This window comes from Streptomyces sp. WAC03905 (assembly GCF_057371075.1).
On sequence record NZ_JBXYDZ010000003.1, the window covers coordinates 1,891,383 to 1,905,587 of the forward strand.

At 75.6% G+C, this 14,205-nt stretch carries 12 protein-coding genes; 9 read left to right on the plus strand and 3 right to left on the minus strand.

Annotated elements, in window-relative coordinates:
• The first annotated feature begins 184 nt into the window (after positions 1–184).
• The 3 genes from AC2RP6_RS11120 (at position 185) to AC2RP6_RS11130 (ending at position 3,121) form a co-directional block, all read left to right on the plus strand.
• Complete coding sequence (locus AC2RP6_RS11120; protein WP_486446082.1) at positions 185–742, plus strand: hypothetical protein; 558 nt, start codon at positions 185–187, stop codon at positions 740–742.
• Between the two features lie 8 nt (positions 743–750).
• A complete protein-coding gene (locus tag AC2RP6_RS11125; protein ID WP_486446083.1) occupies positions 751–2,112 on the plus strand; it encodes an alkaline phosphatase PhoX in 1,362 nt (453 codons plus the stop codon).
• 70 nt (positions 2,113–2,182) lie between these two features.
• The gene (locus AC2RP6_RS11130; RefSeq protein ID WP_486446084.1) at positions 2,183–3,121 is read left to right on the plus strand and encodes a polysaccharide deacetylase family protein; all 939 of its coding nucleotides are present in this window, start codon (positions 2,183–2,185) and stop codon (positions 3,119–3,121) included.
• Positions 3,122–3,145: 24 nt separating this feature from the next.
• Here the strand turns inward: AC2RP6_RS11130 and AC2RP6_RS11135 are convergent, their stop codons facing one another.
• Positions 3,146–3,820, minus strand: a complete 675-nt coding sequence (locus AC2RP6_RS11135; protein WP_486446085.1) for an AIM24 family protein — start codon at positions 3,818–3,820, stop codon at positions 3,146–3,148.
• A 71-nt stretch (positions 3,821–3,891) separates the two neighbouring features.
• Between AC2RP6_RS11135 and AC2RP6_RS11140 the strand changes: the two genes are divergently transcribed.
• The 4 genes from AC2RP6_RS11140 to AC2RP6_RS11155 all read left to right on the plus strand — a co-directional run bounded on the left by AC2RP6_RS11140 (position 3,892) and on the right by AC2RP6_RS11155 (position 9,170).
• Positions 3,892–4,644, plus strand: coding sequence for an aminoacyl-tRNA hydrolase (locus AC2RP6_RS11140; protein ID WP_486446086.1), 753 nt, complete (start codon positions 3,892–3,894; stop codon positions 4,642–4,644).
• A gap of 141 nt (positions 4,645–4,785) precedes the next feature.
• Complete coding sequence (locus AC2RP6_RS11145) at positions 4,786–6,324, plus strand: MbnB/TglH/ChrH family RiPP precursor modification enzyme (RefSeq protein WP_486450294.1); 1,539 nt, start codon at positions 4,786–4,788, stop codon at positions 6,322–6,324.
• Entirely contained in the window at positions 6,321–7,397 is a 1,077-nt protein-coding gene (locus AC2RP6_RS11150; protein ID WP_486446087.1) for a TIGR04222 domain-containing membrane protein, read from the plus strand. The genes AC2RP6_RS11145 and AC2RP6_RS11150 overlap by 4 nt, the downstream gene beginning before the upstream one ends.
• Positions 7,398–7,499: 102 nt before the next feature.
• Positions 7,500–9,170, plus strand: coding sequence for an alpha/beta hydrolase (locus AC2RP6_RS11155; RefSeq protein ID WP_486446088.1), 1,671 nt, complete (start codon positions 7,500–7,502; stop codon positions 9,168–9,170).
• 130 nt (positions 9,171–9,300) lie between these two features.
• Here AC2RP6_RS11155 and hemQ read toward each other — a convergent pair whose 3' ends face one another.
• Both hemQ and hemG read right to left on the minus strand, forming a co-directional pair.
• The gene (gene hemQ, locus AC2RP6_RS11160; RefSeq protein ID WP_469303099.1) at positions 9,301–10,014 is read right to left on the minus strand and encodes a hydrogen peroxide-dependent heme synthase; all 714 of its coding nucleotides are present in this window, start codon (positions 10,012–10,014) and stop codon (positions 9,301–9,303) included.
• A gap of 4 nt (positions 10,015–10,018) precedes the next feature.
• A complete protein-coding gene (gene hemG, locus AC2RP6_RS11165) occupies positions 10,019–11,518 on the minus strand; it encodes a protoporphyrinogen oxidase (protein ID WP_486446089.1) in 1,500 nt (499 codons plus the stop codon).
• A 138-nt stretch (positions 11,519–11,656) separates the two neighbouring features.
• On the opposite strand from hemG, the gene AC2RP6_RS11170 reads away from it, so the two are divergent.
• Both AC2RP6_RS11170 and AC2RP6_RS11175 read left to right on the plus strand, forming a co-directional pair.
• Positions 11,657–12,661, plus strand: coding sequence for a DUF4349 domain-containing protein (locus tag AC2RP6_RS11170; protein WP_486446090.1), 1,005 nt, complete (start codon positions 11,657–11,659; stop codon positions 12,659–12,661).
• Between the two features lie 59 nt (positions 12,662–12,720).
• Positions 12,721–14,103, plus strand: coding sequence for an FAD-dependent oxidoreductase (locus AC2RP6_RS11175; RefSeq protein WP_486446091.1), 1,383 nt, complete (start codon positions 12,721–12,723; stop codon positions 14,101–14,103).
• The last annotated feature ends 102 nt before the right edge of the window (positions 14,104–14,205 follow it).

Here is a 14,205-nt window from a genome sequence, read left to right on the forward strand (position 1 = left end):
CGGGGGGAAGGGGCCGTCGGTGTGCGGGTGGGCGGCCACCGGCCGGGCGGGCGGCGGCGGGCCGGCCGTCGGCCGATCGGCGGTCGCCCGTCCGTGCCGTGTACGGCGCGGGGGCGGGGCGGGCTCGGCGGGCCGCGGGAAGGGCTGCTGTGCCACCAGCCCGTCCGTCCCGAGGAGCCCGCGCATGGTCCGACGTCTCGCCCCCGCCCTCACCGCAGCCGCCTCCCTGACCCTGGCTGCCCTCGCCGCACCGCCGGCCTCCGCAGGGCACGGCCCGGACGCCGGCCGTCCCCTGGCCGACCGGGCCGCCGTGTACCGCGCGACCGCCCCGTTCCAGGTGCACGCCAACGCGGTGGCGGCCGGCTACGTCCCCGACAAGTACTGCGTGTTCGACAGGGCGGGGCGGACCGGTGCGCTCGGCTACCCGCACTTCAACCACACCTACGACAACTCCGTCGACCCGGCGAAGCCGGCGGCGCTGTACTACGAGGACGACGGGCGCGGCGGCAAGCGCCTGGTCGGGGTGCAGTGGCTGGTCTACGACCGCGACCAGAAGCTGACCACGGACGAGGACCGCCCGACCATGTTCGGCACCGCGTTCAAGGGCCCCAAGCCCGGCAACTTCCCCGGCCAGCCGGTCCACTACGCCCTGCACCTGTGGCTGTGGAAGAAGAACCCCCGCGGCCTGCACGAGACCTTCAACCCGGCCGTGACCTGCCTGCCCGGCACCACCCGTCCGTAGGGGGGCCGGTGTCCGTCTCCCGACGCGGCCTGCTCGCGGCCGGCGCCGTCGCCTTCAGCGGGGCGCTGGGCGCGCTGTTCACCGGCGGCTCCCCCGCCTCGGCCCGGGCCGCCGCCCGGGCGGGGGGCGGGTACGGGCCGCTCCTCCCCGACCCGCGCGGGCTCCTCGACCTGCCCGCCGGGTTCACCTACCGGGTGCTCTCGCGCGCGGGTGATCCACTGCGCTCCGGCGAGGGCGCCGTCCCCGCCAACTGCGACGGCATGGCCGCCTTCGACGCCGGGGGCGGCCGGGTGCGGCTCGTGCGCAACCACGAGAACCGCGCCACCGCCGCCCTGCGGGTCCCCGCCGTACCGGGGCTGACGTACGACCCCGGGGCGCTCGGCGGCTGCACGGCCCTGGACCTCGCCGCGGACGGGCGGGTCACCGGCGAGCGGGTCGCCCTCGCCGGCACCGCCGTCAACTGCGCGGGCGGCCGCACCCCCTGGAACACCTGGCTGAGCTGCGAGGAGACCGAGGACCGCGCCGGTACCTCCGGCTACTCCCGCGACCACGGCTACGTCTTCGAGGTGGACCCCGCCCGGCCGCACCGCTCGGGCGCGGTCCCGCTCACCGCGATGGGCCGCTTCGCGCACGAGGCCGTCGCCGTGGACCCGTACCGCGGGGTGGTGTACGAGACCGAGGACGCCTTCGTCCGGCCCTTCGGGCTGTTCTACCGGTTCCTGCCGGAGCGGCCGCTCGGCGGCGCCGGTTCGCTGCGCGCGGGCGGCGACCTGGAGGCGCTGCGGGTTCCGGGGCTGGCGGACCTGGCGGCGGTGGACGAGCCCGGCGCGGAGTTCCCGGTGGAGTGGGTGCCGGTACCGGACCCCTCGGCCGCGGCCACCCCGATCCGGCACCAGGACTTCGGGCGGGGCGGCATCACCCACGCGCAGAAGCTGGAGGGCTGTTACTGGGGCGGCCACGGCGTCCACTTCGTGTCCAGCTACGCCCGCCGGGGCGAGGGCGCGCCGGCCGACCACCACGGACAGGTGTGGTTCTACGATCCGCGGCGCGCCCGGCTCCGGCTCGACGTCCTCTTCGGGCCGGCCGCCGACGTACAGCTGCCCGGGGACTCCCCCGACAACATCTGTCTGGCGCCCGACGGCGGGCTGATGGTGTGCGAGGACGGCGGCGGCGCGCAGTACGTGTTCGGGGTGACGGTGGGCGGCGAGGTCTATCCGGTGGCCCGCAACGCGGACGACATCGGCGCGCCCGGGGCCCCGGAGTGGGGGGAGTTCGCCGGCGTCACCTTCTCCCCCGACGGGCGGACCCTGTACGTCAACGCCTACGCGCCGGGCACCACCTTCGCCGTGACGGGCCCCTGGCGGCGCTGACCGGGGATCGGCGGCACGACGGGGAGTGCCGCTGACGCCCACTTGTCACATAGTCATATATTTTGCGTACGTGACCATTTCCGTGCGCAAGGTGGCGGCCGCCGCCGCACTCAGTGCCGCCCTCACCGCCTCCCTCGCGGGCTGCGGGGGCGGCTCCGGCCCCACGGACGCCGGCCGCGAAGCCCGTATGGGCACGCCCCCGGCGTCCGCCCCCGCGTCCCCTGCGGCCCCTGCGGCCTCCGCGCCCGGCGCCGCGGCCGCCTCCCGGAGCCCCCTGCCGGGCGGCCCGGCCGCCGGCGCCCCCGGCAAGGCGCCGACCCTGGCCCCCGGGCCGAACGGCCTGACCCCCGTCTTCGAGCGGGCGAAGCAGCGCGCGGACAAGACCGTGGCGCTGACCTTCGACGCCGACATGACCTCCGACCAGGGGCCGCGCGCCGCGGGCGGCGAGCGTTTCGACAACCCCGGGCTGATCTCGGCGCTGCGCTCCCTCAAGGTGCCCTCGACGGTCTTCATGACGGGGCGCTGGGCCGAGGAGTACCCGGACCAGGCCAAGTCCATCGGCACCGACCCGACCTTCGAGATCGCCAACCACTCGTACAGCCACCACGCCTTCACGTCCCCCTGCTACGGACTGCCCGCGCTCGACGGCGCGGCCGCCCGGTCCGACGTGGACCGGGCCTTCGCCGCCTTCCGGCAGGCGGGCGCCGTCAACACCGTCCCGTACTTCCGCTTCCCCGGCGGCTGCTACGACGACCCGGCGCTGCGGGCCCTGTCCACGGCCGGGGTCACGGCGGTCCAGTGGGACGTCGTCAGCGGGGACGCCTTCGCGACGGACCCGGACGCGGTCGCCGAGCAGGTCCTCGCGGGCGTGAAGCCCGGCTCGGTGGTGGTGATGCACTGCACGCGCAGCGCCGCCCCGGTCACCGAGGAGGCCGTCCGGAAGATCGTCCCGGAGCTGCGCAAGCGCGGCTACCGCTTCGTGAAGGTCTCCGACCTGATCGGAACGTGACGCGGCCCCCCGCGGCGGCCGGGGTCAGTGTGCTGCGGTCGTCTCGGTGACCTCGCTCGGGCGGACGATGACGAAGCCCTCGCCGCTCAGCTTCAGCTGGACGGCCTCGCCGGAGCCGCCGCGGATCATCGAGCCGACCGACTGGGACCGGTGCAGGCCGGTCTCCAGCCCGGCGCTCCAGCCGACCACCGCGTCGGTGTCGACGAAGACGGGCGACTGGGCGGTCACCGGGATGACGATGGGGTTGCCGTCGCAGACGACGGCGAGCTTGCCGGTGCCGGTGAAGAGGCTGTTGAAGAGGCCGCCGCCGGTCATGCCGGCGCCCTTCACCATCTTGATCTCGTAGGAGAGGGTCGGGTCGAAGCAGAGCACGTTGCGGCCGTTGATGGTGAGCGCGTCGCCCGGCTCGAAGTCGATGATGAAACAGTTGCCCGCCTGGTGGGCGAACCAGGCCTCGCCCCGGCCGCGTACGGACATGAGCGCCAGGCCCTCGCCCGTGACGGCACGCTTGAGCATCCCGCCTATGCCCTGGCCCTTGCGCTCGAACTGCAGGTCCCCGCGGAAGGCGACCATCGAGCCCTGACGGGCCAGCATCTCCCCGTTGACGTGGTACCGCACGGACTTGGCGTTCTGCAGGCTCATGCCGGGGGCCACTGCCGGCTGGGCCAGGTTCTCGGACGCGAAAAGATCACTCTTCATGGCACCGATCCTCACCCGGGCCGGCCACCCGGGACATCCTCCTCAAGGCGGAGCCTGGCATCCTTGGCGGGATGAGCAGCCAGCACACCAACGACATTCCGGCCGTACCGTCGGTCGGGGCCGACAGCGCCTTCCGGCGGGAGCACGCACTGCGCGATGAGGCCCCGCAGTTCGTCCTGCCGCTGGTGGTGCGCATCGAGAAGACGGAGCCGCCGGCCCGGACCGACGCCCTGGAGACCGCGGCCCGCGCGGTGCTGGTGCTGCTCACCGACGAGCGGGCGCAGGGCGACGGCGCGTGGGCGCAGGCGGTGCGCGACTGGCAGGACGCGCGGATCCGCAAGGTGGTCCGGCGGGCGCGCGGGGCGGAATGGCGCAAGGCGGAGGCCCTGCCGGGCATCACCGTCCACGGCGACGCCGCCGAGGTCCGGGTCTTCCCGCCCGTGCCCCTCGACGGCTGGCCCAAGGAACTGGCCAAGCTCCAGGTGTCGGGCACCGACCTCGACGACCCGGAGCCGGTTCCCGCGGCCGACGGCTCCGCGCTGCCGGTGCTGTGGCTCAATCCGGACCTCGGCATGTCCGCCGGCAAGGCGATGGCCCAGGCCGGGCACGCGGCGCAGCTGGCGTGGTGGGAGCTGACGCGGACGGAGCGGGCGGCCTGGCAGGAGTCGGGCTTCCGGCTGGCCGTACGGACCCCGGCGCGCGAGCGGTGGGCGGAGTTGAGCGGGAGCGGGCTGCCCGTGGTCCGCGACGCCGGCTTCACCGAGATCGCCCCCGGCAGCGCGACCGTCGTCGCCGACCATCCGGCGCTCCGCGCCCGGCTCTGACGGCTCTCCTGCGGGCGGCGCGGCCCGCCGGGAACCTCAAATGTTGCTCTGAACGTCCCCCCGTGCGGATTGGCGCGACTGCGTCGGGGCCATGACATCCGCACACGGTACGAAGAGAGGGGGCGGGGGGACATGAAGCCCATGGCACACCTGGGGGTGGGCATCGGCTGGCGGCCGGAGATCGCGGACGCGGTCGAGCGGCTGGACGGCCTGGACTGGGTCGAGGTGGTGGCCGAGAACATCTGCCCGGGCCACCTGCCCGAGGCGCTCGGGCGGCTCCGCGAGCGCGGTACGCGGATCGTGCCGCACGGGGTCTCGCTCGGCCTCGGCGGCGCCGACCGCCCGGACCCGGAGAAGCTGGCGGCGCTCGGCGAGCGGGCGGTGGCGCTGGGGGCGCCGCTCGTCACCGAGCACATCGCGTTCGTACGGACCTCCTCGCCGCTGCTGGAGGCCGGGCACCTGCTGCCCGTGCCGCGCACCCGCGACGCGCTGGACGTGCTGTGCGAGAACGTACGGATCGCGCAGGACGCGCTGCCGGTGCCGCTGGCGCTGGAGAACATCGCCGCGCTGTTCTCGTGGCCGGGCGAGGAGCTCACCGAGGGGCAGTTCCTCACGGAGCTGGTCGAGCGGACCGGGGTCCGGCTGCTCATCGACGTGGCCAACCTGCACACCAACCGGGTCAACCGGGGTGAGGACCCGGCGGCCGTGCTCGACGCGATCCCGCTGGAGGCGCTGGCGTACGTGCACGTGGCGGGTGGAATCGAGCGGAACGGCGTCTGGCACGACACCCACGCGCACCCCGTGCCGCCGGTGGTGCTCGACCTGCTGGCCGAGCTGCGCTCGCGGGTGGAGCCGGCGGGCGTGCTGCTGGAGCGCGACGACGACTTCCCGCCCGAGGCGGAGCTGGCGGGCGAACTGGCCGCGATCCGCGCGGTGGTGACGGCCGGCGGCCGGCCCGCCGCGGCCGGCGCAGCCCCGGCGGGGCCCGGGACGGACACGGCCGCGCCGGAGCCGCAGCCGACGCGGAAGCCGGTAGCGGAGCCCGCGCCGGAGCCGGTACCGGAGCCGCAGCCCGCGCCGCAGCCGACGCCGGAGCCGGCCCGGGGGTCCGGACGGCAGCTCCAACCCGCGCCGGAGCGGGCACGGGGGGCCGGACCGGAGCCCCAGCCCGCGCCGGAGCCGGTACCGGAGCCTCAGCCCGCGCCGGAGCCCCAGCCTGCTCAGGAGACGGGAGCGGAGCCGCAGGCCGCGGCGGCGCGGGGGGCCGGTGAGGCCGCACGGACGCGGGTGGCGCTCGGGCAGGCCGCCCTGCTCTCCGCGCTCGTCGCCGGCACCCCCGTGCCCGAGGGCTTCGACCGCGCCCGCATCCGCGTGCAGGTGCGGGCACTGGCCGCCAAGCGGGCCGACGTGGTCGCCAAGGTGGCTCCGGAGCTGCCCGGGATCCTGGGCGGCCACGACCCGTACCGCGAGGCCTTCCTGACGTACGCCAGGCGCCGGCCCATGACCGCCGGCTACCGCCGCGACGCCCTGGACTTCGCCGAGCACCTGCTGATCCAGGACCTGCCGGCCGACCCGGCCGCGCGGCGCCGGCTCACCGCCTGGTGGCGGGAACGGGCGGGAGCCAGGCCGCCGCGCCGCATCGTGCGCTGGGCCCGGGCGCTCGCGGGGAGGGCAGCGTGAACATCCTCGCCGCCGCGATCTGGATCGCCGTCATCGTCTCCTCCGTCCTGCTCCTGCGCGGCTCGCGCCGGGGCCGGCCCGCACCGGCGGCCCCGTCGGCCGGCCTCCACGACCTGTCCGAGGCCGCGTTCCTGGTGGGCGGTCCCGGTACCGTCGTGGACGCCGCGCTCGTCTCGATGCTCGGGGACGGCCGGCTGGTCGTCGGCGGCCCCGGCATCGTGCAGGTACGCCCCGGGGCGCGGGCGGCCGACCCGGCCGAGCGCGCCGTGCTCCAGGCCCACGCCGGAGCCCCCTCGGGATGGCTCTACCAGGTCCGCTACGCCGCCATGCGCGACCCGGCCGTGCAGGAGATCGGGGACGCCCTGGCCGCCCGCGGGCTGCTCGCGCCGCCCGGCACGGGCCGGCCCCGGCGCCGCTGGGGGCTGATCCAGGCCGTCGCGTGCGGGGTCTGGCTGGTGGCGTCGATCCCGCTGACGATCGTGGGCCTCGTCCTCGACTCCGGCGACGGCGTGCCCTTCATCGTGATGGTGGCGCCCGTCCTGTTCGCGGGGCTCGTCCTCGGCCTGCTCAGCAGGGCGCGGTCCGGCAACCGGGTCACCCGGGCCGGACTGCGGGCGCTGCTCGCCATGCGTTCCGCGTACGTCAACGACCGCACCCCGCACGTGCAGACCGCGCTCTTCGGCCTGCGCGGCCTGCGGGACCCGTTCCTGCGCCAGCAGCTGGTGCCCGCCGCGCGCGGCACCCGGCTGGCGGCGGCCCAGGCGGGAGCGCGCTCCCACCACCGCACGCACACGTCGTCGTCCGACTCCTCGCCCGAGCTGCTGCCGGTGCTCTGGTGCGCGGCGGGCGACGGGGGCGGCGGCAGCGGCGGTTCGGGCTGCGGGTCGTCCGGGTCGGGCTGCGGCTCCTCGGGCTCGGGCTGCGGTTCCTCGGGCTCGGGCTGCGGTTCCTCCGGCAGCAGTTGCGGGGGCGGCGGCTCCGGCTGCTCGGGCAGCAGCTCCTCCAGCTGCAGCAGCTCCTCCGGTTCCAGCTGTTCGAGTTCGAGCGGTTCCAGCTGTTCCAGCAGTTCCTGATACGGCGTCCGGGTCACGGCCGCCGACACCGGCCGGGTGATCCTTTACAAGAGGTGCGGCGCCTGCCTCTCATCGGTCCATCCGATGAGAGGCAGGGCCGTCATGCGCAGGAGAACCGCACGCACCACAGCCGTCGCGGCCGTCCTCCTGCTCGTCCTCGGCACACCCCCGGCCGCGGCCGCACCCGTCCCGCGGGCGGCCCCGGCCGACAGCGACGCCGAGGGCGCCGGTGCCGCGCTCGTCGCCGCCAGAGCCCGCCGTGCGGCCCTCGCGGCGGCCTCCCGGGGCGGCGGCGCCACCGGGCTCGACTTCCGCACCTGCCCGGCCGTCGAGGCACTGCCGTCGAGCGTCCGGTGCGCCGTCCTGCGCGTCCCGCTCGACTACGCCCGCCCCGACGGCCCGCAGATCTCCCTCACCGTCAGCCGGGCCGCCGCCACCGGGGCCGGCGGCGCCGCCCGCCAGGGCGCGCTCGTGCAGAACCCGGGCGGCCCCGGCGCCTCGGGCATGTACTTCCCCCAGGTCGCCGGGCTGCCCGGCTGGCAGCGGATCGCCGCCGCCTACGACCTCGTGGGGTACGCCCCGCGTGGTGTCGGACGCTCGGCCCCGCTGTCCTGCCGGGACCCGGCGGCCCGCCCGCAGGGCCCCACCCAGGAGCCGGCCCGCCCCTCCCCCGCGTACAAGATGCAACGCCTGGCGCAGGCCAGGGCGTACGCCCGCGGCTGCGCCCGCCGGACCGGCGCCGCCCTGGCGCACTACACCACCCTGAACAACGCCCGGGACCTGCACGTGCTGCGCGCCGCGCTCGGCGAGGAGCGGCTGACCTTCATGGGCGCCTCGTACGGCACCTACCTGGGCGCCGTCTACGCCACCCTCTACCCGGGCCACGTCCGCCGGATGGTCCTCGACTCGGCGGTGGACCCCGATCCGCGGCGCGTCTGGTACCGCAACAACCTCGACCAGTCGCGCGGGTTCGAGGCGCGGTGGCACGACTTCCGCGCCTGGGTGGCCCGGCACCATTCCACGTACGGGCTCGGCACCACCCCGGCGGCCGTGCAGGCCGGCTACGAGCGGGTCCGCGACGCGGTGGCCCGCACCCCCGCCGGCGGGAGCGTCGGGACGGGCGAACTGCGGGCCGCGTTCCTCCAGGCCGCCTATTACGACGACGTCTGGCCGGACCGGGCCTCGGCCCTGGCCGCGTTCCTGCGCGGCGATCCCTCGGTGCTGGCCGCCCAGGCCGCCCCCGACCCGTCGGCGGCGGCCGAGGCCGAGAACGCGACGGCCGTCTACACGGCGGTGCTGTGCAACGACGCCCCCTGGCCCGCGGACTGGGAGACCTGGGACCGCGACCACACCGAACTGGCCAGGACCGCGCCCTTCGAGACCTGGGCCAACGCCTTCCTCAACCTGCCGTGCGCGTCCTGGCCGGTCCGGGGGCGGCAGTCGCCGGTGGCCGTCGGGTCACAGCCCCGGCCGCTGCCTCGGACCCTCGTGGTCGCGGCGGACCGGGACGGCGCGACCCCCTACCGGGGCGCGCTGGAACTGCAGCGGCGGCTGGGTGCGCGGGCGTCACTGGTGACGGAGACGGGGGCCGGCTCCCACGGTGTGGCCGGCGGGCGCAACGGGTGCGTGGACCGGCACGTGGAGCGGTATCTGCTGACGGGCGCCACCCCGGGGTGGCGCGTGCGCTGCGCGCCGCATCCGGAGCCCGCACCGGTGTCGCTGGACGACGGGGCGGCGAGCGCCCGCAGGGCACTGCTGCCGCCGGTCGTCTGAACTTCCGGGCGGGATCTCCGGCTGCGTCGTTTCGGGGGCAGGGGCCGTCTTTCGGACCAGCCTCCCGATCCACCGGAGGCACTCACCTGACGGTGTGGTCGTCCTCCGGTCCTTCCCCCCAGGGGAGGTATCAGGCGAGTCCGGCCACCAGGTCGGCGACGGACTTGCGGCGCCCGGTGTAGAAGGGCACCTCTTCCCGGACGTGCATACGGGCCTCGGAGGCGCGCAGGTGACGCATGAGGTCGACGATGCGGTACAGCTCGTCCGCCTCGAACGCCAGCAGCCACTCGTAGTCGCCCAGGGAGAACGAGGCGACGGTGTTGGCGCGCACGTCGGGGTAGCCGCGGGCCATCTTGCCGTGGTCGGCGAGCATGCGGCGGCGGTCCTCGTCGGGCAGCAGGTACCAGTCGTAGCTGCGGACGAAGGGGTAGACGCTGACGTAGTCGCGGGCGACCTCGTCGGCCAGGAAGGCCGGGATGTGCGACTTGTTGAACTCGGCCGGGCGGTGCAGGGCCATGTTCGACCACACCGGCTCCATCGCGCGGCCCAGCTTGGTACGGCGGAACAGGTTGTACGCGGTCTGCAGCTCGTCCGCGGTCTCCGCGTGCCACCAGATCATGATGTCGGCGTCGGCGCGCAGGCCGGAGACGTCATAGGTGCCGCGGACGGTGATGTCCTTGGCGGCCAGCTGGTCGAACAGCTCCTGGACCTCGTCGGCGAAACCGGCGCGGTCCTCCGGCAGGACGTCCTTCAGCCTGAAGACGGACCACAGGGTGTAGCGGATGACCTCGTTGAGGTCCTTCGCCTTCTTCCCCGCGTTGGGAATCTTCTCTGGTGCAGTCATGTGCCTATTGTCCCGTGCGCTGATCAGTGGTCGGTGCCAGGGGTGCCGTAGGTGCGGTCAGCGCGGCGATCACCGCGTCGGCGGCCCGGCCGGCGCTCGCGATGCAGGCCGGAATGCCCACGCCGTCGTAGAGCGCACCGCACACGGCGAGGCCGGGCAGGGCCTCGACGGCGCCGCGGATGCGGGCGACCCGGCCGAGGTGGCCGACCGGGTACTGGGGCAGCCCGCCCTCCCAGCGGGTGACGGTGGAGGCCACCGGCCGGGCCGTCAGGCCCACGGCCTCGCCGAGGTCGGTGAGGGACACCTCGACGAGGTCGCCGTCCTCGCGCTGCAGGTCGCGCTCGTCGGCGTACCGGCCGACGGAGGTCCGCAGCAGGAAGAGGTCGGGATCGGCGCCGGCCCAGGCCCACTTGTTGCTGGAGAAGGTGGACGCCTTGATGGTGCGGCCGTCGACGGGCGGGACGAGGAAGCCGCTGGCTCCGCCTGCGGAGACGGCCTCGGGCAGGTCGCGGCGCCGGAAGGCCATGGTGATCAGCGCCATGGAGGCGTATTCGACCCGGTCCAGCTCGGCGGCGGCGGCCGGCGCGAGGGCGTCCAGCAGCCGGGCGGCGGGCCCGGCCGGGACGGCCAGGACGACGCCGTCGGCGTCGAGGGTCTCCTCGGTGGCGACCACGCGCCAGCCGTCGGCCGTACGGAGGACCTCGCGGACGGGGGCGCCGGTGACGATGCGTGCTCCGGCCGCGCGGCAGGCCTCTGCCACCGCGAGCGGGAGGCGTCCGATGCCCCCGTCGAGGCCGGCGAAGACGGGGCCGGCCTGCTGGGGCTGCGACTGCGCCCGGCGCTGGATCTCCCGCACGCCGTCGCCCAGCAGTGCGTGGGTGCGGGCGGCCTCGAAGAGCTGGGGCACGGCGGCCCGCATGGAGATGCGGTAGGCGTCGCCCGCGTACACCCCGCCGAGCAGAGGTTCGACGAGGCGGTCGACGACCTCGCGGCCGAGGCGGGCGGCCACGTACTCGCCGACGGCGACGTCCTCGCCGATCTCGGTGGGCGGCAGCGTGCGCTCGGCCTCGATGCGGGCCAGGCCCTCGGCGGAGAGGACCCCGGAGGCGGCCAGCGGTCCGAGGTCTCCGGGGACGCCCATGACGTGGCCGCGCGGCATCGGCCGCAGCGCGCCGCGGGTCCACAGGTGCGCGGTGGCCGTGGCGGGCGGCTGCACTGCGTCACCCAGGCCGACGGCCTCGGCGAGGGCCACGGCCTCGGGCCGGCGGGCGAGCATGGACTCGGCGCCGAGGTCGACGGGGGCCCCGGCGAGTTCGCCGGAGCGGAGCTTGCCACCGAGCCTCGGTCCGGCCTCCAGGAGCGTGACCCGGGCGCCTGCGGCGAGGAGCCGGTGGGCGGCCGCGAGGCCCGCGATGCCGCCGCCGATGACGACGACGTGGCCCGGGGCGCCGCTGGACCGGGTGGGGCTCGCCGGCCGGTCCGTACGCATGTCCGCTTCGTGCATGGACACATCGTCGCAGATCGATCTCCGAGGCCGGACCGTGACCGCATCGGGACCGGTCCGGAACCGCGCGTGCGAAACCCGCGACGGGACCCTGTACGTCCACACGGCAACACCAGTCGATCATCGGGGGTTTGGAAGATGCGTGCTCACGCGGCGGCGGCACTGGCCGCCCTTTCCCTGGCCGGGGCCCTCACGCTCACCGGCTGCGGTGCGGACGGCCAGGGGGCGGCGAGCGACAAGGCGGCGGTCGCGCCGCCCGCGGCGGACGGCAAGGCCCGGGAGGGGGCGGCGGGCGCAGCGGCGGCACCGGCCCCGGCGGGGTCCGCGGGCTCTTCCGGCAGGACCGACGGGGCGCCGGTCGCGGTCCGTCCGAACGTCATCCGCACGGCCACGCTCGGGATCGAGACGGCGGACGTCCAGAAGGCCCTCGCCGCGGCCCGCACCGCGGCCGACGGCGCGGGCGGGTACGTCGGCAACGAGTCGACCAGGCGCGGCGAGAACGGCCGGATGACGTCGACGGTGACGCTGCGGGTGCCCGGCGAGCGCTACGACGCCGTGCTCGGGGCCATGGAGGGCAGCGGGAAGCTGCTGCACCGCAAGGTCGACGCGCAGGACGTCACCGAGAAGGTCGCCGACATCGGCAGCCGCGTCTCCTCGCAGCAGGCGAGCGTGGCGCGGGTGCGGGAGATGATGGGCAAGGCCTCGGCGCTGAGCGAGGTGGTGATGCTGGAGAGCGAGCTGAGCCGGCGTCAGTCGGATCTGGAGTCGCTGCTGGCGCAGCAGACGGCGCTGAAGGACCAGACCTCGATGGGCACGATCACGCTGGAGGTCTCGGAGCCGGCGCCCGCCGAGGAGGAGAGGAAGGACGAGCCCACCTTCCTCGGTGCGCTGAGCGGCGGCTGGGACGCCTTCACGAAGGTCCTGCGCTACCTGCTGGTGGCGCTGGGCGCGTTGTTGCCGTTCCTGGTGACGGCCGCGGTGGTGGCGCTGCTGGTCCGGGCGTACCGGCGGTGGCGGCCGGCCCGCCCGAAGACGGGCCTGACCCCGAAGCGGCTGCCGGTGCCCGCGGCCCGTAAGGCCCCCCGGGACACGGCCGCGGCTCCGGCCGCGGACGCGGGCGGCGAGGAGGACGTGCGGGACTGAACGCGCGTCCGCCCGTAGCGTGTTCATCAGTCGACACAGGTGAAGGGGCGGTACGGGAGATGGTGACGGAACGACTGGTGGTGGTCGGGGGCGACGCGGCGGGGATGTCCGCCGCGTCGCAGGCCCGCAGGCTCAGGGGCCCGCAGGAGCTGGAGATCGTCGCCTTCGAGCGCGGGCGCTTCACCTCGTACTCGGCGTGCGGCATCCCGTACTGGGTGGGCGGCCTGGTCCCCGGGCGCGACGACCTGATCGCCCGCACCCCCGAGGAGCACCGCGCCCGGGACATCGACCTGCGCACCCGCACCGAGGTGGTGGAGCTCGACCTGGCCGGCTCCCGGGTCCGCGCCCGCGATCTGGACGCCGGGTCCGAGGCCTGGACGCACTACGACAAGCTCGTCCTGGCCACGGGCGCCCGGCCCGTCCGCCCGCGCCTGCCCGGCATCGGCGCGCACGGCGTGCACGGCATCCAGACCCTCGACGACGGCCAGCGCCTCATGGACGCGCTGGAGCGGACGCGGGGCCGGCGGGCGGTCGTGGTCGGCGCGGGCTACATCGGCGTGGAGATGGCGGAGGCCCTGGTGCTGCGGGGTTACGAGGTGACCGTCCTGCACCGGGGCGAGCAGCCGATGGCCACGCTGGACCCGGACATGGGCGGCCTGGTGCACACCGCGATGAACCGCATGGGGATCGTCACGGTGGCGGGCGCCGAGGTGACGAAGATCCTCACGGACGAGGAGGGCCGGGCCCGCGCGGTGGCCACGGCGAGCGGGCAGGAGTACCCGGCGGACGTGGTCGTGCTGGGCATCGGCGTGGAGCCGCGCACGGCGCTGGCCCGCGCCGCCGGCCTGCCGCTCGGCCCCGCGGGCGGGATCCTCACGGACCTGTCGATGCGGGTGCGGGGTCACGAGGACGTCTGGGCGGGCGGTGACTGCGTGGAGGTCCTCGACCTGGTCGCGGGCCGCACCCGGCACATTCCGCTGGGCACCCACGCCAACAAGCACGGCCAGGTCATCGGCTCGGGCGTGGGCGGCGGCTACGCGACCTTCCCGGGGGTGGTCGGCACGGCGGTCAGCAAGGTGTGCGACCTGGAGATCGCCCGTACGGGGCTGCGCGAGCGCGACGCGCTGGAAGCGGGCCTGCGCTTCGTGACGGCCACCATCACCTCCACCAACACGGCGGGCTACTACCCGGGCGCTGCGGAGATGACGGTGAAGATGCTGGCGGAACGCCGTACGGGCCGGCTCCTGGGCGTGCAGATCGTCGGCGGCGCCGGTTCCGCGAAGCGCGTGGACGTCGCGGCGGTGGCCCTCACGGCGGGCATGACGGTGGAGCAGGTGGTCTCGCTCGACCTCGGCTACGCCCCGCCGTTCTCCCCCGTCTGGGACCCGGTGCTGGTGGCGGCCCGCAAGGCGGTCTCCGCTGTCCGCGCAGCAGGCGTCTGACCCCCGCGCACGACGCGCGGCTCCGGCGGCACGGCCGCCGGACGTGCGGGACGTCGGCACGCGCCGCGGGACGCTGGGTGCGGGCCGACGTCCGCGGTCCTG

Excerpts from the sequence above, each read along its gene's own strand:
- hemG (WP_486446089.1), bottom strand. The coding sequence starts at position 11,518 with ATGCACGAAGCGGACATGCGTACGGACCGGCCGGCGAGCCCCACCCGG.
- AC2RP6_RS11175 (WP_486446091.1), top strand. The coding sequence starts at position 12,721 with ATGGTGACGGAACGACTGGTGGTGGTCGGGGGCGACGCGGCGGGGATG.
- AC2RP6_RS11135 (WP_486446085.1), bottom strand. The coding sequence starts at position 3,820 with ATGAAGAGTGATCTTTTCGCGTCCGAGAACCTGGCCCAGCCGGCAGTG.
- AC2RP6_RS11145 (WP_486450294.1), top strand. The coding sequence starts at position 4,786 with ATGGCACACCTGGGGGTGGGCATCGGCTGGCGGCCGGAGATCGCGGAC.
- AC2RP6_RS11140 (WP_486446086.1), top strand. The coding sequence starts at position 3,892 with ATGAGCAGCCAGCACACCAACGACATTCCGGCCGTACCGTCGGTCGGG.
- AC2RP6_RS11120 (WP_486446082.1), top strand. The coding sequence starts at position 185 with ATGGTCCGACGTCTCGCCCCCGCCCTCACCGCAGCCGCCTCCCTGACC.
- AC2RP6_RS11170 (WP_486446090.1), top strand. The coding sequence starts at position 11,657 with ATGCGTGCTCACGCGGCGGCGGCACTGGCCGCCCTTTCCCTGGCCGGG.
- AC2RP6_RS11155 (WP_486446088.1), top strand. The coding sequence starts at position 7,500 with ATGCGCAGGAGAACCGCACGCACCACAGCCGTCGCGGCCGTCCTCCTG.
- hemQ (WP_469303099.1), bottom strand. The coding sequence starts at position 10,014 with ATGACTGCACCAGAGAAGATTCCCAACGCGGGGAAGAAGGCGAAGGAC.